The organism is Rhodoferax sp. (genome assembly GCF_013297935.1).
In the GTDB taxonomy this organism is placed as follows: Bacteria; Pseudomonadota; Gammaproteobacteria; order Burkholderiales; family Burkholderiaceae_C; genus Allorhodoferax.
This window is the reverse complement of the sequence record NZ_JAAFIX010000005.1, coordinates 255351-276787: the sequence shown is the minus strand read 5'-3', so window position 1 is coordinate 276787 and position 21437 is coordinate 255351. Positions and strand designations below refer to the sequence as shown.

Genomic DNA, 21437 nt, shown 5'->3' with positions numbered 1-21437 from the left:
TGGGCTATGCCGCCGTCACGGCGCCGGACCTTCAACATTGCCTGATGGTGCTGGGGCGCTACGGCCCGGTGCGGGAAGACAGTTTCAGCTGGTCCTTCCAGATGCGCCCCGAAGGCGGCACCCTGCAGGTGATTGACCGGCTGGACTGGGGCAACGCGCGCAGCTTTGTGCTCGACACCATGGCGGCGGCCCTGGTGCGGGTGCTGCATGCCGCAGTGGGCTCTCTGCCTGCAGGCCTGCGGCTGGATGTGCCCCTGCCCCGCCCTGCATGGGTGGCGCACTACGAGCGCGCCCTGCCCTTGCCCTTGCAATTCGGGCAGCCCACACTGGCCTTGCATGTGCCGGCCGCCGCCTTGCGCCTGCCGCTGCTGGGCGCGGACGCCCGTGCGCACGCAGCCGCCTGCCATGAATGCGATGCCACCTTGGCTGAGCTGGTGCAAAGCAGCATGGCGCAGCGCGTAGCCAGCTTGCTGGGCCACACCCCGGAAGGCAGCTACCCCCGCCTGCCGGACATCGCGGCCCAGTGTGAAGTGTCCGAGCGCACCCTGATGCGGCGCCTGGCCCTGGAAGGCACCTCGTTCCAGCAACTGCTGGACGCCCACCAACAAAGCCGCACACTCTGGCTCTTGCAACACACCAGCGACAGCGTGGAAGACATCGCCGGCCGCTTGGGCTATACCGACACGTCCAACTTCAGCCGCACCGTCAAGCGCTGGTTCGGCCACACGCCCAGCGCCTTGCGCAAGGGCACGCTCAGTACAGCGCCCGCCTGAACATGCCAATCGCCATCTGGTAGCCCAGCAGCTGCAGCTCCGCGTCATAGCGCTCGCCTTCGTCGCGCATGAAGGCGTGCACGCCGTTGAACTCGTGCCAGGTGAAGTTCACGCCGGCCTTCACCAGGGTGCTATAGACCAGCGCCCGGCCTTCGGGCGGGATGTGGGGGTCTTGCTTGCCCCAGATCATTTGCAGCTCACCTTTGATTTCGGGCGTGCGGGTCAGGCTGTCGTTGCCTGCGCTGGAGGGCACCATGCCGGAGTGGATGTCGGTGGCGTAGAAGCAGGACGTGGCGCTGATGGCCGGATTCATGGCCGCGCGGTACGCCAGCCCGCCCCCTAAGCAAAAGCCCATGGCGCCCACGCGGCCCGAGCAGTACGGCAGGGTGCGCAGGTGGTCGATGATGGCTTGCGCATCGCTGTCGTGCGCCTCCAGGGTCTTGGCCACTTTGTCGGCGTTGCCCTTGTCGCGCCCGGCGTCGTCATAGCCCAGCACGGTGCCTATGGGGTTGAGCTCATGAAACACCTCGGGCACCACCACCACAAAGCCGTGCCCCGCCATGATCTGCGCGCTGCGGCGAATGGGGCCGGTCTGCTGAAAGATTTCGGAATAGAGAATGATGGCCGCGTACTGCTTGGGCGATGCGCCCTCCGCCTCTTTAGGGCGGTACATGGTGCACCGCATCACGCCGGTGGGGGTGAAGAGGTCGACTTCATGAGACTGGATTTGCACAGCAATAACTCCGGTGAAAAACGTGCCCCGAGTATCCGACACGGGCGAGCGACGTTTGCGGTTGCCCGTGCCCTGTCGCGCGGGTTACGCCAGCGGCGGCGTGGCGCTAGGCAGCGGCCTAAGATGCCTTTTTTTGCGGCAAGGGGCATTCCATGGACATTCGGTTTGACAACAAAGTGGTGCTGGTCACCGGCGGTGGCGGTGGCATCGGGCGGGCCAGTGCGCTGGCGTTTGCGCGTGCAGGTGCCAAGGTCGCGGTGACCGACCGCGACGTGGCTGCGGGCGAGGAAACCACCGCGCAGGTCAAAGCCTTGGGGGCCGAGGCGCTGTTCATTGCGGCGGATGTAATGCAGGCCACCCAGGTGCAAGCCATGGTGGCCCAGGTGGTGGCGCATTTCGGGCGGCTGGACTGCGCCTTCAACAACGCCGGCATTGAAGAAGAGCACATGCGCCTGGCCGACTGCGAAGAGGCCACCTTCGACCGCATCATGGGCGTGAACGTCAAGGGCGTGTGGCTGTGCATGAAATACCAGATTGCACACATGCTCACCCAAGGTGGCGGCGCCATCGTCAACACCGCGTCGGTGGCCGGGCTGGTGGGCGCGCCCAAGATGTCGGCCTACAGCGCGAGCAAACATGCGGTGATTGGGCTCACCAAATCCGCGGCGGTGGAATACGGGCGCAAAGGCATTCGCGTGAACGCGGTGTGCCCCGGTGTGATACGCACGGTGATGCTGGAGCGCGCCGTGCAAGCCGACCCCAAGGTGGCTGCCACGGTAGCCGGTGCCCACCCGATTGGCCGCATCGGCGAGCCCGATGAAGTAGCCGCTGTGGTGCTGTGGCTCAGCTCAGAGGCCGCCAGCTTTGTGACCGGCCTGGCCCACACGGTGGATGGCGGGCTGACGTCGGTGTAATCAATTACGGCCGGGCTGTGCGACTGCGCACCCAACCCACAATCGCCGGGCCGTACATGATCATGGCCAGCGCACCGGCAATCAGCGGCAGGGCCAGAAACACCCAGCCGGTGAGCACTTCTTTACCAATAAACACCCCAACCAGCAGCGCCACGGCGGGGTTCACAAACGAGTAGCTGCCGGCCACTGCGGCAGTGGTGTTTTGCAGCAGCCAGAGGTAGGCGTTGAGCGCTACCAGTGTGCCGAACACCAGCAGGTACCACCAGGCCAGCCAGGCCTCGTGCGACACATTGCTCAGCGCCCCTTGTGGCTCGATGAGCGACGCTGCCACCACGCCCATCAACCCGCCGGCCAGCCACTCGGTGGCCGAGGCCATGGCGGGGCCGGGTAAATCTAACTTGCGGGATGCGTAAGAGCCCACGCTCCAGCACAGCGGTGCGCCAAAGGCTGCCAAGGCACCCAGCCAGCTGGCAGAAAAGTCGCCCTCCATAGCCAGCAGCAAAGCACCGGCCACACCCAGCGCCAGCCCGACCCAGCTGGTGAGCGGCACCCGCTCGCCGCCCAGGCGCGTCCACAGCGCCAGCCACATGGGCATGGTGGTGATTACGGTGGCCATGAGCCCGGAGCCGATGCCGTGCTTTTGCGCGAACACCACCAGGTTCATGGACACAAACACCATCAGCCCGCCCACCAGCGCGGCATTTCGCCACTGGCGCCAGCTTGGCAGACTTTCGCCGCGCCACAAAGCCCAGGCCAGCATGATCACACCGGCCAACGTGAATCGGGTGGCATTCATCCACAGCGGAGGAAAGCTCTGCACCGCCACGCCAATGGCAAAGTAGGTGGTGCCCCAGACGATGTACACCAGCCAGAGCGCCACCATCAGGCGCCAGAAGGGGGACAAACGCCAGCCTGACTGAATATTGAGTGCCGAATCCATGATTAGTCCGTAAAATTTACGGCAACCAGCGCCGCATGGCGAGATATTACCGAAAAACACGCCCAATGCAAGCAAATATTCAGACAGATTCCATCGACGCCAAAATTCTTACGGCATTAGGTGAAGACGGCCGACGTTCTTACGCCGAGGTGGGTGCGGATGTGGGCTTGTCTACCGCCGCGGTGCATGAGCGGGTCAAGAAGATGCTGGAGCGCGGTGTGATCCGCCGCTTCTCCATCAGCGTGGACCCGCACAGCGTGGGGCTGAACTTCACTGCGTTTGTGGCCATTCGCAACGATGGCGGCGCCCACTGCCGCGATATAGCGCCCCGCCTGCGCGAGCTGCCCTCGGTGCAAGAGCTGCACAGCGTGGCCGGGGAATACGACCTGCTGGCCAAGGTGCGCACCCCGCATGCCCGCGACCTGGAGGCGGTGCTGCTGCAGATCAAGGCCATTCCCGGTGTGGCGCGCACCACCAGCACCGTGGTGCTGAACACCGAGTTCGAAGACCAGCCCCTGCGCCCGCCGGGCACCTGAGGCACGGCAAGCGCCCCGGCGGTGTCAGGTGGCTTCAGCCGCCTTGGGTTGCTTGATGCCGTGGAATTTGGCCTCCAACTCCTGGCGCAGGGCTTTGCGCATCTGGGCTTCGGCAAAGCGACGTACTTCATCGGGGGTTTGGGGCTGCAACTGGGGGACCGGCGCGGCCTTACGGTTGTCGTCCACCGCCACCATGGTGAAAAAGCAGCTGTTCACATGGCGCACCGCTTGGGTGCGGATGTCCTCGGCAATCACCTTGATGCCCACCTCCATAGACGACTTGCCGGTGTAGTTCACGCTAGCCAGAAACGTCACGAGCTCGCCCACATGAATCGCCTGCAAAAACAGCACCCGGTCCACACTGAGCGTGACCACGTAGCGCGAGGCGTAGCGGCTGGCGCAGGCGTAGGCCACCTGGTCCAGCAGCTTCAAGATAGCGCCGCCGTGCACGTTGCCGGAGAAATTGGCCATGTCGGGCGACATGAGCACGGTCATGGAGAGTTGGTGGGTGGGCAGGTTCATGGATCTAGGGGTAGCGAAAGGCGTGCCAGTGTAAGGGGCGTTATATTGGCCGCATGACATTGCCCGTCGCCACCGACATCGCAGTCCCAGACCACCCGGCGCTTTACACGGCCAGCGTGCCGGTGTTTGCCCGCTATCTCGTTCAACTGCAGGGCTTACTCGCCAAGGCCAGCACACATTGCGCAGACACGGGCAATCCGGAAGCTTCGCTGCTGCAGGCCCGCTTGGCGCCCGACATGCTGCCGCTGGGCGTGCAGGTAGAGATTGCGGTGAACTTTGTGTTCCGGGCCTGTGCACCGCTGGCAGGCCAGCCCGTTCCGCCCTTTGGCGAGCACCATGAAAGTTTGGCCCGCCTGCAGGCGCGGGTGGAGACAGCGCAAGCCTTTCTGCGTACCCTGCAGCCTAAGGACTTTGCGGCAGCTGCCGAGCGCACCATCCACGACCCGGCCGGCCAGGCCACCGTGGCACTGGATGGCAGCACCTTTTTGCAGCAATACGCGCTGCCCAACTTCTTTTTCCACCTCAGCATGGTCTACGCCCTGCTGCGCCAGCAAGGCCTGCTGCTCAGCAAAGGGGACTTTGACGGCTGGCATGTGTACCGGGGCTGAACCTTTCGCTCAGGCAAACAGGCCGTGCAGGAACCACGACAGCGCGCCAGGGTTTGAAGGTCCAGAGGTAGCCTCAGTGTGCGCCGCCAGCCGCTCGCGGTACACCCACACCAGCCCCGCCTGCGGGCTGCGAGCGATGTAGTAATCGCGCAGGGCGGGCTCGCCCTCCAACCAGCCGGTCTCCAAGCGCTGGGGGCCGGCCAGCAGGGTGAGTTCGCCGTGGTAATGGGGAATGCTTTGGCGCACCATCAGCCGCTGCGGCACGGGCAACAGCCAGGTGGGGTACAGGTCGGCTGCGGGGAGCACGGCGCTCTCAACTTCAGAGTCTTTTTGGCCTCTAGCCCTCGTAGAGAAAGCGCCAGTAGCTCCTGATTTCATAGCAATTTTACTTTCTTTGCGCGCCGTATCGGCCCGCCACGGCTGCCAGCGCTGCATGCGCTCGGGCCGGTGGTCGGCCTGCGGGGTGGCGCACTGCACGCTGTGCGCGCCCAGCCGGGCGGCCAGGCGCTCCAGGGTCTGGTGCAGGCTGTCGCCCTTGCGCACGTCTTCAGGCAGCAGGCTGTGGCTCTCGCCGCCCAAGGGTTGGGTCTGCAGGCTGCGCAGGCGCAGGTACAGCACCGGTGCAGGCAAGGTCACGCGGGCCAGCTGCTCACCCAAGATGCGCTGCAGGTGGGCCATGTCTTGCGTGGCCTCGGCGGTGCGCAACTCTAGGCGGCCTTGCTGGCCGCCCTGGTGGTGGGCGTCCACATGGCGGGTGTTGGCACGGCGCGCGTCCAGCTCCCACAGCAGCTCCAGCGCCAGCACCCCGGCCTGGCGGGCGCGCAGCCACACCAGCAGCTGCGTCAGCAGGCGGCGCGCGCCAAACAGCAAGGCCGGTGCCGAGTCCACACTCGCCGCCAGCTCCAGCGGAGCGTCAAACACATCGGGCAGCGCGAGCCAAGGGTAGACCTCGGGGCGCTGGCCGTAGGCGCGGTCCAGCGCGTCCACCACCGGGGCACCAAAGCGCCGCACCACGCCCCCGCGCGGCAGGGCCCGAAGCTGCCCCCAGGTGCGCACGCCCAGGCGGGCCAACGTGGGCAGGTGCTCGTGGGCCGCGGCTAGGGTGTGCACCGGCAGGGCATCGGGCAGCACCGCGCGCAAGGTGTTGGCCCCACCCACCCCGCTCGAAAGGGCTTGCGGGTAGCGGCACGGGTGCACACGGAGTGCTGCAATTGCTATTAAAGATGTAGCGCCTTGCGCATATTCCACCTGGGCTAGCGGCATATTTGACTCAAATATTTGCCCCAGCAGTGCATTGCGCCCGCCAAACAAGCGCTCGCTGGCGGACACCTCCATCACCAGCGCATCGCCCACGCGGGCCACCAGTGGGGTGAAGCGCAGGGCCCACCACGCCAGTGCGGTGGACGCGTCCACCAGCACTGGCTCAGACGGGGCCGCTGCAGCATCAGGCGACGGCCGCAGCGCGATCCAGTGCATGGCCCGCCTCCGCATTCATAGGCCCATAGGCATCGGCCACACCGTGCGCTGCTGCAGCCAGCTCGCCCTGCGCGGGCGGCAGCGGCGGCCACGGGAGTGCCTGGCGCTCCACGCCGCCCAAGGCCTGCTGCTGAAATGCGGCGCGCACGGCCTGCGCATCCAGTGGCGTGTCGGTCCACATGCCCCACGCCGATGCACCTGTCTGCGCCCTCCCCCACCCTGCCTCCTGCGTCATGGCTCGGCTCGCTGCGAGCAACAAGCCCAATTGCGGGCTGCGTGCCTGCAAGTGCAAAGGCTCCGCCAAGGGCGGGCCGCGCCGCTTGAGGATGTCGACCTCCAGCCCGTCCAGCAACAGCCCTTGCAATGGGCTGTGGGGATGCCGTGCATGGGCCAGCGGCTGCACCAGAAGGCGCAGCACGGCGGGTGATGCATCGCTGCGCGCTCGCTCGGGCCGCATCACAAACAGCAGCTTGTGGTGCTCGGCGGCGGCCAGGTGCAGGCGGCGCAGCTGGTCGCCCCGGGCCTGCGGCAGCCAGGCCAGCACGGCGTCCACCTCGGCGCAGCGCAGCAGCTGCTCGGTGGCCCAGAGGCGCGCACTCGCCTCATCGCTCTTCCGAGCGCTCGCTTCATGCTTGCCACCAACCCGGTCTGCCACTGTGGCCGACGGCAGCACCGAGAGCAGCCGCCCCGAGCGCAAGCCCAAGCGGGAGAGTGCCGGCGTAAACGGCAGCTGCGGCGGCCCCACCAACACCACGGGTCCCTTGCCGCACGCCGCCAGCGCGGGCAGCAGCAGGCGCCATTCGCTGTGCGCGCCGGCAGGTTGCAGCAGCTCCACCAAAGCGCCCACCGGCCAACCGCCGCCGGGCAAATGCGCATCCAACACGGCATCCCCCGTGGCCTGCACCGCGTGCACCGAGGTCGCCAGCGTGTGCGCGTGCCAGACACCGGCATGGATGTCCTGCAGGCTCTCCACCTGCGGGGTGGCAGGCGGCGCATTAACGACGGAATGGCGCGCAGCGCTAGTCATGGCAAGGGTCTTGAAGAAATGCTGTATTTATCAACAGTATATGGAAAAGCCCTCTGCTATCAAAATCAAGAACAGGGTTTGCAGGCCTGGCAGGCGCTTGCGGGGTGACCGGTTTTGCTAGAGTACCGGCCATGAACACCGCACCGACTCGGGCCACCCTGGAACCCCTGTTTGCATCCGCTTGGCATGGCGCAGGCGCAAGCGCTGACGGCGCCGCGCTGTGCGAAGCACTGCTGGCGGCCTACGCCGAGCCGCACCGGCAGTACCACAGCACCCAGCATCTGACCGAATGCCTGCAGAGTTTTGAAGCCGTGTGCCACCTAGCGCAGCGGCCTGCCGAGGTGGCGCTCGCACTTTGGTTTCATGACGCGGTGTATGACGTGCAGCGTCACGACAACGAGGCACAAAGCGCCGCTTGGGCCCGAGAGGCGCTCACCACCGCCGGGGTTCAGGCCGATGTGACGGAGCGCGTCTGCGCGCTAGTCATGGCCACCCGCCACACCAGCGCGCCCGCCGCGGGCGATGCGCAGTTGCTGGTGGACATTGACCTCTCCATTCTGGGTGCCGATGCACAGCGCTTTGCGCAATACGAGCAGCAGATCCTCGAGGAATACGCCTTTGTGCCCGAGGCCGTGTTCCGCACCAAGCGCAAAGAAGTGCTGCAGTCGTTTTCTGACCGACCCCGCATCTACGGAACCGAGCACTTTTACGATGCACTGGAGGTCCGTGCGCGGGCGAATCTGGCGCGGGCGGTGGCTTGACCGTTTAGCAGCAGGTTCCGCTCATCCTCACGGCCTGCGAAAACTCACCGGCTGCTTGGCCCAGTAACCGCTTTGCAGACTGTCCAGCCGCACCGTGCCGCCGGTAGACGGCGCGTGCACGAAGCGGCCTTCGCCCACGTAGATGCCCGCATGGGTGGCGCGGCCGTTTTGGGTAAACACGGCCAGGTCCCCGGTGCGCAGGTTCTGTGGCGCAATGCGGGCGCCCCAGTCGATCAGGCCGGCGGTGGTGCGGGGTGACAGCACGGCAGCGCTTTTTTGGTAGACATAGGCAATCAGGCCGCTGCAATCAAAGCCACTCTCCGGGGTGTTGCCGCCAAAACGGTACGGCGTGCCCACCAGGCCGATGGCCATGACCGTCACGTCGTTGGCCTGCTCCACCGACAAGCGGCCGGCCGGCTGCGGCGCCACCGCGGGCGCGGGGGGTGCCACGGGTGCACTGGAGCAGCCCGCCAACACCACCAAGAAACAGGAGAGCAGGAGCCCGCAGAGAGAACGCATCATGCCTCGTCCACCTTGCGCCCGATCTCGGGCCAACGCTTGCGGATAAACACCCAGGAGCACAGCCCCAAGCACATCATGAGCACCGAAGCGCTGGCCAGGCCAATGGTGGAGTGCATGACCAGCGGCGAGATCACCCCGGCCACGATGCCGTTGGCCGTTGACCCGACAAACATCTGCAGGCTCGACGCCATGCCCCGGCGATCAGGGTGCAAGTCCAGCACCAGCAAGGTCACGACCGGCACCATGAGCGCCCAGCCAAACGCAAAGATGGCAATGGGAAACAGCGCCCAGCTCACATGCGCCTTGAACAGCACATTGGCCACCAGGTTGATCACGCCAATGGTGAGCATGATCAAAAACCCGTTGCGGATCTGGCGCTTCGGGCTGAGCTTGCCCGCAGCGCGGCCGCTGAACCAGGCGCCCCCCATGATGCCGCCGATGGTGAGCACAAAAAACCAGAAGAACTGCTGCGGTTGCAGCCCCAGGTGCTCGCCCAGAAACACCGGCGCGCTCAACACATACAAAAACATGCCGTTGAACGGAATGCCACTGGCCAGCGCCAGCAACAGAAACCGCGGGTCCGAGCCCAGCTGCCAGTACCCGGCCAGCAGGTTTTTGACATGAAACCGCTGACGCTGGGCCGGTGGCAAGGTCTCAGGCAGCAAAAAGTAGTTAGACGTCCACAACGCAACACCCACTGCGGCCAGAAACCAGAAGATGCCGTGCCAGCTGGCGTGCACCAGGAGCCAGCCCCCCACCATGGGCGCAATGGCAGGCGCCACCCCGAAGAAGATGGTGACCTGGCTCATGACCTTTTGCGCCTGCGAGGGCGGATACACATCGCGAATAACCGCGCGCGAAATCACGATGCCCGCACCGGTGCACAAACCCTGCATGGCCCTGAAGAAAATGAGCTGCCCGATGGTTTGCGACAGCGCACACCCCACCGATGCCACGGTAAACGCCGCCAGCCCCCACAGCACCACGGGACGGCGACCAAAGCTGTCCGAAATGGCGCCATGAAACAGCGCCATGAAGGCAAACCCGAACAGGTAGGCCGACAGGGTTTGCTGCATCTGCACCGGTGTGGCACCCAAGGAGGCGCTGATGCCGGCAAACGCAGGCAGATAGGTGTCGATGGAAAACGGCCCCAACATGCCCAGCAAGGCAAGCAGAATCGAAAACGCCCACTGCGGGGCGCGCCAGAGTTTTTGGGCTTCGGGGGTCATGCGGCTCAAAGGGAGGAAACAGCGCCCTATTGAACCACGGCGCTACCGGCCCTATAGAGAAAACGTTTTCTAAAATCTTGCGTACTCACCGGCGGGCCACTTGGGGCCCCATCCGGCCACCTGCAGACCCACCGCACTGAGAGGTATTTTGAATTTCCGGCTCGTGCTCGCGCTCTGTTTCATGCTGCTGTGCACGCCCGGCGGTGCGACCTCTATTCCGGTTTTCAGCGGCGATGGCTCGCCCCCCAAAATGTTTGTGCACGAGGGCCGGCAGCGTGGTGTGCTGATTGACATCCTGGCGTACGCGGATCAGCACATGCCGGACCACCGCATGGACCTCAAGCTCTACCCCTAGGCCAGAGTCTATATGTCGGCAATGGCCGGTGAAGGCGGCCTGCTCGGCATCTCTTGGACGTGGCGCAGAGATGAAGTCTTTGATTTCTCCGAACCCTTGTTTGTGGATGAGGTGGTCAACGTGGTCCGCAAGGGGCAGGAGTTCAATTTTCAGACCCTGAGCGACCTGCAGGGCAAAACCCTCGGCACGGTGCGGGGCGCCAGCTTTGGCAGCGCCTTTGACCGCGCCCACCACGACGGCGTGTTTTCAATTGAGGGCGACAACGGTGCGCGCAACCGGCTCAGCAAGCTGGCGGCCGGCCGGATCGACTGCGCGCTGTTCAATGTCGGCAAGGCCGGCTTTACCGAAACACTGCGGCTGCATCAAATCCCCAAGAGCCAGTGGAAAGACTTTGTCGTGCTCCCCGTGCCCCTGCGCAAAGACCCGAACTATCTGGCGTTCCCCAAGTCCATGCAAATGGCCCCTTGGCTGCGCAGCTTCAATAGCGTGATTCAGCGCGGCTATGCCCGGGGCGACATTCAAAAAATCATCGCCCGCAACCTGCACGCCAGCCGCTAACCCGGCCTTAAGCGCTACCCCGCACACTGACGGGCGAACCCGCCTCGTATTTGCGCCACACACGGCGCAGGTCCCGGGCGGAGGCAAAGCCGCATAAGCCCGCTACCCGCTCTACCGGCAGACGCTGGCGCGACAGCAGGTCTTTGGCCCGCGCAATCCGCAGTTGCTGCTGGTACACCACCACGCTGATGCCCGTGTGCTGCCCAAACAAGCGGGTCAGGTGGCGGGGGCTGACACAGGCCACCTCGGCCAGATCCGCCAGGCTCCAGTCGCGCTGGGGCTCGCGGGTAATGGCGTCTTGCGCGCGGTGCACGGCGGGGTGCATGTGGTTGCGGTGCGCCAGCCAGGGCGACATTTGCGGGTCGTGGGTGCCACGACGTTGGTACACCACCATGCGGCGCGCCACGCGGGCCGCCAGCTCCGGGCCCGCCACCTGCTCGATCAGGTAGAGCGCCAGGTCAATCCCGGTGGTGATGCCGGCACTGGTGAGCACCCGGCCATCGTCCACAAAAATACGGTCCGCCACCACCTGTGCGCTCGGGGCCAGCGCCTGCAATTCGGCGATCAGGGTGTGGTGGGTGGTGCAGTGCCGCCCGTCGAGGCAACCGGCTTGCGCCAGCAGCAAGGCACCGGAGCAGATGCTGGCCAAGCGCGTATCCGCTTGCGGCGCGGTGCGCAACCAGCGCACGACGGCACGGGCGGACTCGGTGGCGTAGTCTTCCGCCTCGTTGCTATTGCCCACTACCAAGACCAGGCTGTGCGGTGGCAGCTCGGCGGGCAAGGGCTGCAAGCCGGTGAGACCGGTCCCCAGCGAGGTCACGATCTCGGGCTGCGGCCCGCACATGTGCAGCTCCAAGGCGGCCCCCATGTCGCGCGCCATGCGCAGCGCCTCGGCCGGGCCGGCGTAGTCCAGCATCAGCACATTGGGAGTGAGCACCAGGTAGATGTGGAGCGTGGTGGTGCTCATGTGCGCGCCCGGAGCTGCTGCAGCCGCGCCATCCAGCGCGACATCAGGGGCCCGCCGAACACATTGAACAGCAGGCCGGCCATCAACAGTGCGCCACCGGCAAAGTGCACCGGGCGCAGCGCCTCGCCAAACACCAGCCAGCCGGTGGTCAGGCCGACCACGGGCACCAGCAAGGTAAACGGCGCCACGCGGTTGGTCGGGTAGCGCGACATCAGGTGCGTCCACAAGCCATAACCCAGCAAGGTGGCGGCCCACGCCAGGTAGGCAATGGCGGCAAAGGTGCTCCAGCCGATGCCCTGCAGGGCCGTGGTGATCGCGTCAGGTCCTTCTATGAACAGCGAGAGCACTAAAAACGGCAGGGGCGGCACCAGGCTGGCCCACACCACAAAGGCGAGCTGGTTCATGGGCCCGTAGCGACTCACGGTGCGGGTCACGATGTTGCCGCACGCCCACATGACTGCCGCCGCCACCGTGAGCAAAAAGCCCAGCAGCGGCATCGACACACCGCTACCCGCCGGCCCCGCAGCGCTGCCAATTAGCACCAAGCCGCAGGCGGCCAGCAGCAAACCCGCCATCTGGTTCGCCTGCCAACGCTCCTTGAGCCACCACGCTGCCAGCAGCAGAGTGAAAAACGACTGCGACTGCAGCACCAGTGATGCCAGGCCTGAGGGCATGCCGACATGAATGGCGGTGAACAAAAAGGCAAACTGCCCCACCGAGATCGTCATGCCGTAGGCCAGGTACCAGCGCAGAGGCACCTTGGGCGGCTTTAAAAACAACAGGGCGGGAAACGCCGCCAGCAAAAATCGCAGGGCACCCAGCAGCAGCGGCGGCACGCCCACAACGCCCACCTTGATGACCGCGAAGTTCACCCCCCACACCACGATGACGAGCAGCGCCAACGCCAGGTCTTTAGGGCGCATGGGCAAGGTCGCGCTCATGCCAAGGCTCCCGGCTCCACCACCCGAGGCGCACAGCCATGGGGTTGAAGCACCCTCTCGACCGAGGGTGGGTTATTGGCCAGCTTGGCGCTGGGGCGCACCGGGCGGCGCACCAGCTCGCCGCCGCAGTTGGGGCAGGCGCCTTGCAACTTGGCGTCTGCGCAGTCTGCGCAAAAAGTGCATTCAAACGAGCAGATGCGGGCATTCAGGGCAGCGGGCGGCAAATCGGTGTTGCAGCATTCGCAGTTGGGGCGGAGTTGGAGCATGGTGACCTTGTTGTCAATTGGGGCAAAGAATGGCTGCGCATCGAGCTCAACCTGCGCGTGCTACAGGGTAGATACCAAGGACATAAAAAGCCAAATTCTTATCGGGTTTGACCTGATGGTAGCCCACATAAATGTGGGCCTATGCCACATCAAGGCCAATTAGAGGACAAAAAACGCCAATTAATGCGATACAGCATTCACCCGCAAATAGGCGCCTCTCTCTAACCCGAGGGGATATCCCCCGAAAAAGCACTCAACGGCACGCAAAAGCCAAGACAATGCAAAAAACAACCCATAAAACGGAGACAAAATGGCACAAGCCAAACTCATGCTGGACTACGTCTACAGCCACGAAACCACCCACGCAGACGAGGTCTTCATGACCCAGCCGGTTGGCGGCGGTCAGGTGGTGGACTACACCTGGAAACAGACCCTGGACCAGGCGCGCCGCATGGCTGCGCACCTGAAAGCCCAGAACCTGGAGCCCGGTGCCCGCGTCGCCATCCTGTCCAAGAACTGCGCCCACTTCATCATGGCGGAGTTGGCCATCTGGATGGCCGGCTGCACCACGGTCGCCATCTTCCCGACCGAAACGGCCGACACCGTGCGCTATGTGCTGGACCACAGCGAGGCCAGCCTGCTGTTTGTCGGCAAGCTCGACACGTTTGACCAGCAGCAGCCCGGCATTCCTGCCGGCCTGCCGATCATTGCCTTCCCGCTCGCGCCGAAAAACAGCTACGAGTCGTGGGACGCTGTCACCGCGCGCACCAAGCCCCTGACCGGCCAGCCGGCCCGCGCCGGCACGGACATCGGGATCCTGATGTACACCTCCGGCTCCACCGGCCAGCCCAAGGGGGTGATGCACAGCTTCGAACGCATTACGGCCGCCGCCGAGGGCATCAACAACGACACCCAGGCCCGCATCGGCACCCAGACCCGCAACCGCATGCTGTCCTACTTGCCGCTGGCGCACGTGTTTGAGCGTGCGTGGGTCGAGTCGGCCACTCTGGTCAATGGCAATACCCAGCTGTTTTTTGCGGAGTCGCTGGACACCTTCATCCAAGACCTGAACCGCGCCAAGCCGGTGACCTTCATCTCGGTGCCCCGCCTGTGGCTCAAATTCCAGCAAGGCGTGTTTGCCAAAATGCCGCCCAAAAAGCTGGACCGCCTGCTGAGCATTCCTATTCTGGGCAAGATCGTGGGCCGCAAGGTCCTCAAGGGTCTGGGCCTGGACCACGCCTTGCTGGCGGGCAGCGGCTCCGCCCCCATTCCCGCAGAGCTGATTGCCTGGTACCGTCGCTTGGGGCTGAACCTGATTGAGGGTTACGCCATGACCGAGGACTTTGCGTATTCGCACAACTCCACGGCGCAAATCAACGCACCGGGCTGTGTGGGCGTGCCGCTCAAGGGCGTCGAGGTCCGCATCAGCGAGGTCGGCGAAGTGCTCATCAAGTCCCCGGGCCAGTTTGTGGGCTACTACAAGCGCCCCGATCTGGACGCCGAGGTGTTCACCGAAGACGGCTTCTTCCGCACTGGCGACAAGGGCGAGCGCCGTGCCGACGGCCTGCTGAAGCTGACCGGCCGCGTGAAAGAGCTATTCAAGACCTCCAAGGGTAAATATGTGGCCCCGGCCCCTATTGAGAACCGCCTGAACGCCTGCCCTCGTATCGAGACCAGCATGGTCTCCGGCGTGGGCCAGCCATCGGCCTACGCCATTGTGGTGCTAGCGGAAACCATCCGCCCTCAGGTGAAGTCAGACCCTGCCTTCAAAGCCAGCATTCACGCCGAATTGGAGCAACTGTTGGTGGACGTGAACGCCGAGTTGCCCGACTACGAAAAGCTGCAGATGCTGGTCGTGGCCACGGAGCCATGGTCGATTGAAAACGGCATGCTGACCCCCACCATGAAAATCAAGCGGGCCCGCATCGAGTCCGCGGTGGAGCCGCAACTCGCGGGCTGGTACTCCGGCAAAGACAAAGTGCGCTGGGCCTGACACCCCGCTTTTGTGTACATAAAAAGGGCCTTCGGGCCCTTTTTAACGTCCGTACCCCTACATGCCCCATTGGATTGAACTTCTCCATTAGCACTCGACTCTCACGAGTGCTAATATAAAGACCGAAGAGAAGGAGTTACCTATGACCGCACTGATTGCTGCCCCCCGCACCGCCCTGGCCACGGCCAACCCGTGGTCTTTGGTGCCGCCGCTGGGGAATCTGGACGCCTATATTTCTGCCGCGAACCGGCTGCCTTTGCTCACACTCGAAGAAGAGCAGGAATACGCCCGCAAGTTCAAAAACGACAACGACCTTGAGGCTGCCGGTAAGTTAGTGCTTTCTCACTTACGCCTTGTGGTGTCGGTGGCGCGCCAATACCTGGGCTACGGTCTGCCGCATGGTGACCTGATCCAGGAAGGCAATGTGGGCCTGATGAAGGCGGTCAAGCGCTTCGACCCCGAGCAGGGCGTGCGTCTGGTGAGCTACGCGCTGCACTGGATCAAGGCCGAAATTCACGAGTACATCCTCAAAAACTGGCGCATGGTGAAGGTAGCGACCACCAAAGCCCAGCGCAAACTGTTTTTCAACCTGCGCTCCATGAAGCAACGCTTCAAGGGTGAAGATGCTGCGGCCGACCTCGACACCCACCGCGACACCCTGAATCCGGAGCAGGTCCAAACCATGGCCCGGGAACTCAATGTGAAGCCCGAAGAAGTGCTGGAAATGGAAGCGCGCCTGGCCGGTGGCGATGTGCTGCTGGACCCAAGCCCATCTGACGATGGTGAAGACGCATTCGGCCCCATCGCCTACCTCACCGACACCAACCATGAACCGGTCGCCATGATCGAGGCGCGCCAGCGCGACGTGCTGGCAACCGACGGTATTGCCACCGCCTTGGCCAGCCTGGACGAGCGCAGCCGCCGCATCGTCGAGGAGCGCTGGCTCAAGGTGAACGACGACAACTCCGGCGGCATGACCCTGCACGACCTGGCCGCCGAATACGGCGTAAGCGCAGAGCGCATCCGTCAGATCGAAGTGGCCGCCATGAAGAAAATGAAGTCCGCCCTCGCCGCCTACGCCTGACCGTGCGGCGACACACGCCGCCTGACTTCACGCACAATGCCCCTGCCGGCCCCACCAGCAGGGGCTTTTTTTATTGGAAACTCCGCTCATGAACCGTCATCGCCGCCACGCCATTGCTACTGTTTTTATAGCTGCTTGCGCAATATCTACGGGGGCTCAAGCCCAAAATGGCTCAAAATCTGCACCCTGGCCGACCAAGCCGGTGCGCTTGGTAGTGGGGTTTCCCGGCGGATCGTCCCCGGACCTGACAGCCCGTGCCTTTGCCGAGCCCTTGTCCAAGGCACTGGGGCAGCCGGTGATTGTGGAAAACAAGGTGGGTGCGGCCGGCAATATTGCGGCCGACGCGGTGGCCAAAGCCACCGATGACCACACCATCGGGCTGATGATCAACGGCAACATGACGATAGCCAAGCTACTCAACCCCAAGCTGAGCTATGACCCCCTTAAAGACTTGCAGCCTGTGAGTCTGCTGGGCGTGTCGCCCCTGGTGCTCACCGCACCGGCGCAGGCGCCGGGCACGACGGCCGCTGAGTTTTTAGCAGCGGCGCGCGCTGGGGGCGACACCTGGAACTACGGCACACCAGGCGTCGGGACTGTGGGACATATCGGCATGGAGTTGCTCAAGTCCCGGGCCCGCATTGCAGCGGTCCATGTGCCCTATGCCGGGTATCCGCAAGTAGCCACGGCCATGATCAGTGGCGATCTGCAACTGAGTTTGCTTCCACCTGCGCTGGCCGCCGCGCAAATACGGGCGGGCAAGCTCAAGGCGATCGGCATTACCGCCAGTGTGCGCAGCGCTTTGGTGCCGGAGATTCCTAGCCTGTCAGAGGCCGGCGTGCGGGACCTGAACCTTGAAATCTGGAACGCCGTGGCAGCCCCACGCAGCATGCCGGCACCGGTGGTGGCACGCTTGTCGGCCGTGTTCAGCGAGATTGCCCGCAGCACCGACATGCGGCAAAAAATGTTTCAACAAGGCTGGACGGTTCAAGGCACCTCTGCCGAGGGACTGGCCAACCGTGTGAAAGCCGATACGGCTTTGCTGGGTAGCATCATTGCGCAGCAAAACATCAAGCTCGACTGAGCCGAGGTCCCGGCCGCTCTAACTTGGCAGTAGCGCCGCCGGCTGCGCGCGCTGCTGCTCCCGGAGTCAGGATTTCAGCAGTTGCTGAATGTCTGCCGCCAGCACCTTCGCTCCGCTGCCGTAGCGGGTAAACAAGCGCAGTTTGCCTTGGGTGTCGTAGATGTAGCTGCCCGCGGAGTGGTCCATGGTGTAGCTGGTCGGGGTTTGACCGTCGACCCGCTTGTAGTAGACCTTGAAGTCTTTGGCCAGATCGGCCAATTTGTCCGGCGTGGTGTAGAGCGCCAGGAACGTGGGGTCGAAGTTCTCCATGTAACCCTTGAGCACTTCAGGCGTGTCGCGGGCAGGGTCTACCGTCACAAAAATGCCCTGCAGCTTGTCGCCATCGGCGCCCAGTGCTTTCTTCACTTCTGCCAGCTCTGCCATGGAGGTCGGGCAGACGTCGGGGCATTGGGTGTAGCCGAAGAACATGACCACGATCTTGCCCTTGAAGTCCGCGAGGCGGCGGACCTGGCCGTTGTGGTCCGTCAGCTCGAAGTCTTTGGCGTAAGTGGCTCCGGTCACATCGACTGACGAAAAGCTGGGCTTGGCCTCCGAACAGGCACTCAAAAGCCCGCCAGCGCCCGACAATATTGCGCCACCAGCTATTAATCGAATAGCAGAACGTTTCGTAATCATAAGTAATGGTCCAGCAGCAAGGCTGCAAACAACACACTCAAGTGAATGAGTGAAAAGCGGAAGGTAGCGCGCGCCAGCTCGTCAGAGTAGTGCCGCAAGAGGCGCACCGCGTACCAGCAGAAGCCCAGACACAGGCCCACGGCGACCACCAGATACAGCCAGCCACTCATGCCATAAATGAACGGCAGCAAACAGGCCGCCAGGAGCATGAAGGTGTAGAGCAGGATTTGCAGGCGGGTGAATTCACTGCCGTGGGTGACCGGCAACATGGGCAGGCCGGATTTGCGGTAATCCTCCACCCGATACAGGGCCAGGGCCCAGAAGTGGGGTGGCGTCCACAGGAAGATGATCAAAAACAGAATCAGCGCCTCGGGGCCCACATCACCCGTCATGGACGACCAGCCCAGTACCGGGGGCATGGCGCCGGATGCACCGCCGATCACAATGTTCTGGGGCGTGAGCGGCTTGAGGATCACGGTGTAGATCACCGCATAACCGACAAAGGTCGCAAAGGTCAGCCACATGGTGAGTGGGTTGACCCACACATAAAGAATCACAGAACCGGCCCCGCACAGCAGGGCCGAAAACATCAGGGTCTGGGTATCGCTGAGCTCTCCGCGGGCGGTTGGTCGCCAGGCCGTGCGCTTCATTTTGGCGTCGATGCCTTTTTCCACAATGCAATTGAAGGCGGCGGCGGCACCTGCCACCAGGTAGATGCCGAAGCAGGCGATCACAGCTTGCAGCACTTGGGCCATGGTGGGTGCGCCGGGCACGGCCAACACCATGCCGATCAGCGCACAAAAGACAATCAGCTGGATAACGCGGGGTTTGGTCAGGGCGTGGAATTGCGCCAGCACGGAGGGCTTGGGGGCGGCCATTGGTACAGTCATTCGGATTCTCAGTTTCTTGTTCTAGTGGCGGGCTGCGGGCGCATTGCGGCACTGGACCCAAGCCCAGACCAGCACCATGACGAGCGCGCCAGCGCCACCGGTGTGCATCACAGCAGCCAACAATGGCCAACCCAGCACGACATTGCTCAGGCCGGTCGCGAGTTGCAGCAACAACAAGGCAGCGAGCCAGCGTGCGGGTTTCTTTAAAACGGGTTGGCGGTGCCAGTACCACGCCAAGGCCCCCAGCAGCACAAAGGTCAGCAGCGCCATCGTGCGGTGCCCCATGTGCATGGCGGTCAGCGCCTGAAAACTCAAGGTGTCTCCCGATGCGGTGAGCCCGAGCGGTCGCCAGATTTCAGTGGCGGCCGCCCAGTCCATGGCCGGCCAAAGCTCACCCTGGCAGCCGGGGAATTCGGTACAGGCCAACACTGCATAGTTGGTGCTCACCCAGGCTCCAGATGCTGCCTGGAGCACCAGCAGCACGAGACCCGCCATAGTGGCAGTGCGGTACCGCGTTGGCAGTGGCCGGGGCTCCGCAGCACCCAAGGCCCCGCGAGGAACCATGGCAACCTGTGCCACCAACAGCGCCAGCAAGGTATAGCCACCCAGCAAATGCAGGCTGACGATGGCGGGAAACAGCTTCATCGTGACGGTGAGCGCACCGAAGGCACCCTGAATACACACCCAGACCAAGGTAACGGTAGGCCACCACGGGTTGACCCCGGTCGCCGGCGAGCGCCGGTGCATGCGCCAGGCCCACACCGTCATCAGGGTAATCAAGGCGCCCACGCCGGTGGCCATGTAGCGGTGCACCATCTCTATCCAGGCCTTGCCATGGGTGACGGGCCCGTCTGGCAGCGCTAACTGCGCCATGGCGATATCGTGTTTAGCCCCCAAGGGACTTGCATTGCCATAGCAACCCGGCCAGTCAGGGCAACCGAGTCCGCTGTCGGTCAGCCGGGTAAATGCCCCGAAAAGCACCAGATCAAAGGTCACAAACAAGGTGATTGCCGCCAGAGCCCGGTAGCGGCTCGCACCGTCTGCCCTCTGGTTGCGCAGGTAGACCCACAGCGCGGGGGCACTGGCGATCAGCGCGCCGATGGCCAACACCCGCAACAGCGGGCTCAAGTCGTACAGGCTGTTTTCCATATTGCGTTTTAGTCGCGTCCGGCCCGGTCCCAGAACTGGGCGGCCCGCATCAGGCGGTCGAGGTCCCGTTTGACCTTGGGTGCGTTCTCCGCAGTCAAGCCGGAGGGGAAACGCATCATCCAGTTACCCAAAGGGTCTACGAGGTAGAGGTGATCTTCGAGCTGGCGCCCCGGTTCGGCCACCAACCAACGACTGAGCTCTAGGCCAGGCACTCGCAACACCGTGGCGCCTTTGAGCGCTGTCTGCAGCTCGGGGGACACCGCTGCATCATCCTGGACTAACCAAACCCAATCGAGTCGGTCTTTTTCCTTGCCCAGGCCTTCGCGCAGTTGGCGCTGTAGATACAGATTTTGTTGGCAGGCCGCACCGCAGGCGCCCCCGGCAACACTCACAAAGAGCCATTGCCCTTTGAGCGTTGGCAATGCGAGGGCCTCGCCTTGGAGATTGGTGGCGCTGATGGCGGGTAATGGACGCTGGGGCTGAATCAGTTCGCCGAAGTTACGACGGCCTTCGGGCCGGATCACGTAATACGTGAAGTACGAGGCGATGACCGGTGCCGCGCACACCAACATCACCGCGAGCATGCGCCAACGCCCCGCGCGGGTGTTCACAGCGCGCGTCTGCAGTGCCTCTGAAGGCTCCGGCAGCGAGTGCACCGTTAAGCCCAACGGGCGGTCATCATGAATCGGCGGGCTAGACATGGGGGTCAGTATCCTTGGGTAATGGTTTGCGTCGTCGCAGTTGAAACCAGGCGTAGAGTCCAGCGACCAGCGCAGACAGTGCAAACCACTGTGCGGCATAGCCTTGGTGCTTCTCAACACCAGCGTTGACGACCGGCCAATCTCGCAGCAGCCCCTCAGAGGCTGAACCGGTTTGAACCACCGTCAAACCTGTCGCCAGTGCCAGACCGGTTTCCACGCGGAATTGCGCCAAGTCCAGATTTTGCCGTATCGCCCCTGCACTCGCTCCGCCCAGCTCGTAAAGCTTGGACGGCGGCAAGGCAATTCGCCCGGTGATTTCAACTTCACCCGCTGGCGACTCGACGGGTGGCAACTGGGTCCGATCCACAAAATTGCGGGGCGCCCACCCACGCTGCACCATGACTACCTCCCCCGTGCCGCTCATCTGCAGGGGCGTGAGCACATAGAAACCGACTTTCGCATTCATCTGGCGATTGTCGAGAAACACTGTGCGCCCAGCCACCCACGTTCCGAGCAGCCGCACAGGACGGTGCAGGACGGGCATGGCGTTTGGCGCGCGCAACCATTCGCTACCCGCCATCGGAGGCTGAAGTGCAGCGAGTTGCATGGCATCTACATAGGCTTGCTTTTCAGCCGCACGACGGAGTTGCCAAAACCCGAGGGAAAGTGCCAACGCCGCAGCGAGACAGGTGGTTATCGTCACCCACCACCAGCGCAGGCCGGGGTTCACGTAATA

The 21437-nt window shown here is 63.8% G+C and carries 25 protein-coding genes; 10 read left to right on the top strand and 15 right to left on the bottom strand.

Features of this window, described 5'->3' with window-relative positions; genetic code table 11:
* A partial coding sequence (locus QZW03_RS09955; protein WP_296509840.1) for an AraC family transcriptional regulator occupies window positions 1-773 on the top strand: 773 nt, incomplete at its 5' end.
* On the opposite strand, the gene QZW03_RS09950 is transcribed toward QZW03_RS09955, so the two are convergent.
* Window positions 754-1506, bottom strand: coding sequence for a dienelactone hydrolase family protein (locus QZW03_RS09950; RefSeq protein WP_296509839.1), 753 nt, complete (start codon window positions 1504-1506; stop codon window positions 754-756). The genes QZW03_RS09955 and QZW03_RS09950 overlap by 20 nt on opposite strands.
* A 152-nt stretch (window positions 1507-1658) precedes the next feature.
* Here QZW03_RS09950 and QZW03_RS09945 point away from each other — a divergent pair, with 152 nt between their 5' ends.
* Complete coding sequence (locus QZW03_RS09945) at window positions 1659-2420, top strand: SDR family oxidoreductase (RefSeq protein WP_296509838.1); 762 nt, start codon at window positions 1659-1661, stop codon at window positions 2418-2420.
* 4 nt (window positions 2421-2424) lie between these two features.
* Here the strand turns inward: QZW03_RS09945 and QZW03_RS09940 are convergent, their stop codons facing one another.
* On the bottom strand, window positions 2425-3360 hold the full coding sequence (locus QZW03_RS09940; protein ID WP_296509837.1) for an EamA family transporter: 936 nt from the start codon (window positions 3358-3360) through the stop codon (window positions 2425-2427).
* 65 nt (window positions 3361-3425) lie between these two features.
* On the opposite strand from QZW03_RS09940, the gene QZW03_RS09935 reads away from it, so the two are divergent.
* Window positions 3426-3896 carry an Lrp/AsnC family transcriptional regulator gene (locus QZW03_RS09935; RefSeq protein ID WP_296509836.1) on the top strand — a complete coding sequence of 157 codons (471 nt, stop codon included), beginning with the start codon at window positions 3426-3428 and terminating at the stop codon, window positions 3894-3896.
* A 24-nt stretch (window positions 3897-3920) separates the two neighbouring features.
* Here the strand turns inward: QZW03_RS09935 and QZW03_RS09930 are convergent, their stop codons facing one another.
* Entirely contained in the window at window positions 3921-4418 is a 498-nt protein-coding gene (locus QZW03_RS09930; protein ID WP_296509835.1) for an acyl-CoA thioesterase, read from the bottom strand.
* A 53-nt stretch (window positions 4419-4471) separates the two neighbouring features.
* Here QZW03_RS09930 and QZW03_RS09925 point away from each other — a divergent pair, with 53 nt between their 5' ends.
* Window positions 4472-5026: a DUF1993 family protein gene (locus QZW03_RS09925; RefSeq protein ID WP_296509834.1), complete on the top strand. Its 555-nt coding sequence runs from the start codon at window positions 4472-4474 to the stop codon at window positions 5024-5026.
* A gap of 9 nt (window positions 5027-5035) precedes the next feature.
* Here QZW03_RS09925 and QZW03_RS09920 read toward each other — a convergent pair whose 3' ends face one another.
* Both QZW03_RS09920 and imuA read right to left on the bottom strand, forming a co-directional pair.
* Complete coding sequence (locus tag QZW03_RS09920; RefSeq protein ID WP_296509833.1) at window positions 5036-6502, bottom strand: DNA polymerase Y family protein; 1467 nt, start codon at window positions 6500-6502, stop codon at window positions 5036-5038.
* Entirely contained in the window at window positions 6471-7529 is a 1059-nt protein-coding gene (gene imuA / locus QZW03_RS09915; protein WP_296509832.1) for a translesion DNA synthesis-associated protein ImuA, read from the bottom strand. The genes QZW03_RS09920 and imuA overlap by 32 nt, the downstream gene beginning before the upstream one ends.
* A gap of 131 nt (window positions 7530-7660) precedes the next feature.
* On the opposite strand from imuA, the gene QZW03_RS09910 reads away from it, so the two are divergent.
* The gene (locus QZW03_RS09910; protein WP_296509831.1) at window positions 7661-8290 is read left to right on the top strand and encodes an N-methyl-D-aspartate receptor NMDAR2C subunit; all 630 of its coding nucleotides are present in this window, start codon (window positions 7661-7663) and stop codon (window positions 8288-8290) included.
* A 27-nt stretch (window positions 8291-8317) separates the two neighbouring features.
* Here the strand turns inward: QZW03_RS09910 and QZW03_RS09905 are convergent, their stop codons facing one another.
* Together QZW03_RS09905 and QZW03_RS09900 are read right to left on the bottom strand one after the other, a co-directional pair.
* A complete protein-coding gene (locus QZW03_RS09905) occupies window positions 8318-8809 on the bottom strand; it encodes a C40 family peptidase (RefSeq protein WP_296509852.1) in 492 nt (163 codons plus the stop codon).
* The gene (locus QZW03_RS09900) at window positions 8809-10041 is read right to left on the bottom strand and encodes a multidrug effflux MFS transporter (RefSeq protein WP_296509830.1); all 1233 of its coding nucleotides are present in this window, start codon (window positions 10039-10041) and stop codon (window positions 8809-8811) included. Before QZW03_RS09900 ends, QZW03_RS09905 begins: the two co-directional genes overlap by 1 nt.
* Window positions 10042-10189: 148 nt before the next feature.
* Here QZW03_RS09900 and QZW03_RS09895 point away from each other — a divergent pair, with 148 nt between their 5' ends.
* Together QZW03_RS09895 and QZW03_RS09890 are read left to right on the top strand one after the other, a co-directional pair.
* A complete protein-coding gene (locus QZW03_RS09895) occupies window positions 10190-10396 on the top strand; it encodes a hypothetical protein (RefSeq protein WP_296509829.1) in 207 nt (68 codons plus the stop codon).
* A gap of 12 nt (window positions 10397-10408) precedes the next feature.
* Window positions 10409-10954 carry an ABC transporter substrate-binding protein gene (locus tag QZW03_RS09890; RefSeq protein ID WP_296509828.1) on the top strand — a complete coding sequence of 182 codons (546 nt, stop codon included), beginning with the start codon at window positions 10409-10411 and terminating at the stop codon, window positions 10952-10954.
* Between the two features lie 7 nt (window positions 10955-10961).
* Here QZW03_RS09890 and QZW03_RS09885 read toward each other — a convergent pair whose 3' ends face one another.
* Genes QZW03_RS09885 through QZW03_RS09875 form a run of 3 tightly spaced genes read right to left on the bottom strand, consistent with a single transcriptional unit; the run spans window position 10962 to window position 13128 of the window.
* A complete protein-coding gene (locus tag QZW03_RS09885) occupies window positions 10962-11921 on the bottom strand; it encodes a helix-turn-helix domain-containing protein (RefSeq protein WP_296509827.1) in 960 nt (319 codons plus the stop codon).
* Complete coding sequence (locus QZW03_RS09880; RefSeq protein ID WP_296509826.1) at window positions 11918-12862, bottom strand: EamA family transporter; 945 nt, start codon at window positions 12860-12862, stop codon at window positions 11918-11920. Before QZW03_RS09880 ends, QZW03_RS09885 begins: the two co-directional genes overlap by 4 nt.
* Window positions 12859-13128 carry a DUF1272 domain-containing protein gene (locus QZW03_RS09875; protein ID WP_296509825.1) on the bottom strand — a complete coding sequence of 90 codons (270 nt, stop codon included), beginning with the start codon at window positions 13126-13128 and terminating at the stop codon, window positions 12859-12861. The genes QZW03_RS09880 and QZW03_RS09875 overlap by 4 nt, the downstream gene beginning before the upstream one ends.
* A gap of 310 nt (window positions 13129-13438) precedes the next feature.
* Here QZW03_RS09875 and QZW03_RS09870 point away from each other — a divergent pair, with 310 nt between their 5' ends.
* The 3 genes from QZW03_RS09870 to QZW03_RS09860 all read left to right on the top strand — a co-directional run bounded on the left by QZW03_RS09870 (window position 13439) and on the right by QZW03_RS09860 (window position 17286).
* Entirely contained in the window at window positions 13439-15121 is a 1683-nt protein-coding gene (locus QZW03_RS09870) for an AMP-binding protein (protein WP_296509824.1), read from the top strand.
* 142 nt (window positions 15122-15263) lie between these two features.
* A complete protein-coding gene (gene rpoH / locus QZW03_RS09865; RefSeq protein ID WP_296509823.1) occupies window positions 15264-16205 on the top strand; it encodes an RNA polymerase sigma factor RpoH in 942 nt (313 codons plus the stop codon).
* An 88-nt stretch (window positions 16206-16293) separates the two neighbouring features.
* Window positions 16294-17286: a tripartite tricarboxylate transporter substrate binding protein gene (locus tag QZW03_RS09860; RefSeq protein WP_296509822.1), complete on the top strand. Its 993-nt coding sequence runs from the start codon at window positions 16294-16296 to the stop codon at window positions 17284-17286.
* Between the two features lie 66 nt (window positions 17287-17352).
* On the opposite strand, the gene QZW03_RS09855 is transcribed toward QZW03_RS09860, so the two are convergent.
* Genes QZW03_RS09855 through QZW03_RS09835 form a run of 5 tightly spaced genes read right to left on the bottom strand, consistent with a single transcriptional unit; the run spans window position 17353 to window position 21431 of the window.
* A complete protein-coding gene (locus tag QZW03_RS09855; protein ID WP_296509821.1) occupies window positions 17353-17961 on the bottom strand; it encodes an SCO family protein in 609 nt (202 codons plus the stop codon).
* The gene (gene cyoE / locus QZW03_RS09850) at window positions 17958-18851 is read right to left on the bottom strand and encodes a heme o synthase (protein WP_296509820.1); all 894 of its coding nucleotides are present in this window, start codon (window positions 18849-18851) and stop codon (window positions 17958-17960) included. The genes QZW03_RS09855 and cyoE overlap by 4 nt, the downstream gene beginning before the upstream one ends.
* A 21-nt stretch (window positions 18852-18872) precedes the next feature.
* Window positions 18873-20000 carry a COX15/CtaA family protein gene (locus QZW03_RS09845; RefSeq protein WP_296509819.1) on the bottom strand — a complete coding sequence of 376 codons (1128 nt, stop codon included), beginning with the start codon at window positions 19998-20000 and terminating at the stop codon, window positions 18873-18875.
* Between the two features lie 8 nt (window positions 20001-20008).
* Window positions 20009-20701: a hypothetical protein gene (locus QZW03_RS09840; protein WP_296509818.1), complete on the bottom strand. Its 693-nt coding sequence runs from the start codon at window positions 20699-20701 to the stop codon at window positions 20009-20011.
* Window positions 20694-21431, bottom strand: a complete 738-nt coding sequence (locus QZW03_RS09835; protein WP_296509817.1) for an SURF1 family protein — start codon at window positions 21429-21431, stop codon at window positions 20694-20696. Before QZW03_RS09835 ends, QZW03_RS09840 begins: the two co-directional genes overlap by 8 nt.
* Window positions 21432-21437 lie beyond the last annotated feature (6 nt).

Bases quoted from the DNA above. Each gene is read 5' to 3' on its own strand.
- imuA (WP_296509832.1), bottom strand. From the start codon at position 7,529: ATGACTAGCGCTGCGCGCCATTCCGTCGTTAATGCGCCGCCTGCCACC.
- QZW03_RS09935 (WP_296509836.1), top strand. From the start codon at position 3,426: ATGCAAGCAAATATTCAGACAGATTCCATCGACGCCAAAATTCTTACG.
- QZW03_RS09905 (WP_296509852.1), bottom strand. From the start codon at position 8,809: ATGCGTTCTCTCTGCGGGCTCCTGCTCTCCTGTTTCTTGGTGGTGTTG.
- QZW03_RS09900 (WP_296509830.1), bottom strand. From the start codon at position 10,041: ATGACCCCCGAAGCCCAAAAACTCTGGCGCGCCCCGCAGTGGGCGTTT.
- QZW03_RS09870 (WP_296509824.1), top strand. From the start codon at position 13,439: ATGGCACAAGCCAAACTCATGCTGGACTACGTCTACAGCCACGAAACC.
- QZW03_RS09925 (WP_296509834.1), top strand. From the start codon at position 4,472: ATGACATTGCCCGTCGCCACCGACATCGCAGTCCCAGACCACCCGGCG.
- rpoH (WP_296509823.1), top strand. From the start codon at position 15,264: ATGACCGCACTGATTGCTGCCCCCCGCACCGCCCTGGCCACGGCCAAC.
- QZW03_RS09845 (WP_296509819.1), bottom strand. From the start codon at position 20,000: ATGGAAAACAGCCTGTACGACTTGAGCCCGCTGTTGCGGGTGTTGGCC.
- cyoE (WP_296509820.1), bottom strand. From the start codon at position 18,851: ATGACTGTACCAATGGCCGCCCCCAAGCCCTCCGTGCTGGCGCAATTC.
- QZW03_RS09885 (WP_296509827.1), bottom strand. From the start codon at position 11,921: ATGAGCACCACCACGCTCCACATCTACCTGGTGCTCACTCCCAATGTG.
- QZW03_RS09875 (WP_296509825.1), bottom strand. From the start codon at position 13,128: ATGCTCCAACTCCGCCCCAACTGCGAATGCTGCAACACCGATTTGCCG.
- QZW03_RS09910 (WP_296509831.1), top strand. From the start codon at position 7,661: ATGAACACCGCACCGACTCGGGCCACCCTGGAACCCCTGTTTGCATCC.
- QZW03_RS09920 (WP_296509833.1), bottom strand. From the start codon at position 6,502: ATGCACTGGATCGCGCTGCGGCCGTCGCCTGATGCTGCAGCGGCCCCG.
- QZW03_RS09945 (WP_296509838.1), top strand. From the start codon at position 1,659: ATGGACATTCGGTTTGACAACAAAGTGGTGCTGGTCACCGGCGGTGGC.
- QZW03_RS09860 (WP_296509822.1), top strand. From the start codon at position 16,294: ATGAACCGTCATCGCCGCCACGCCATTGCTACTGTTTTTATAGCTGCT.
- QZW03_RS09930 (WP_296509835.1), bottom strand. From the start codon at position 4,418: ATGAACCTGCCCACCCACCAACTCTCCATGACCGTGCTCATGTCGCCC.
- QZW03_RS09940 (WP_296509837.1), bottom strand. From the start codon at position 3,360: ATGGATTCGGCACTCAATATTCAGTCAGGCTGGCGTTTGTCCCCCTTC.
- QZW03_RS09880 (WP_296509826.1), bottom strand. From the start codon at position 12,862: ATGAGCGCGACCTTGCCCATGCGCCCTAAAGACCTGGCGTTGGCGCTG.
- QZW03_RS09890 (WP_296509828.1), top strand. From the start codon at position 10,409: ATGTCGGCAATGGCCGGTGAAGGCGGCCTGCTCGGCATCTCTTGGACG.
- QZW03_RS09855 (WP_296509821.1), bottom strand. From the start codon at position 17,961: ATGATTACGAAACGTTCTGCTATTCGATTAATAGCTGGTGGCGCAATA.
- QZW03_RS09840 (WP_296509818.1), bottom strand. From the start codon at position 20,701: ATGTCTAGCCCGCCGATTCATGATGACCGCCCGTTGGGCTTAACGGTG.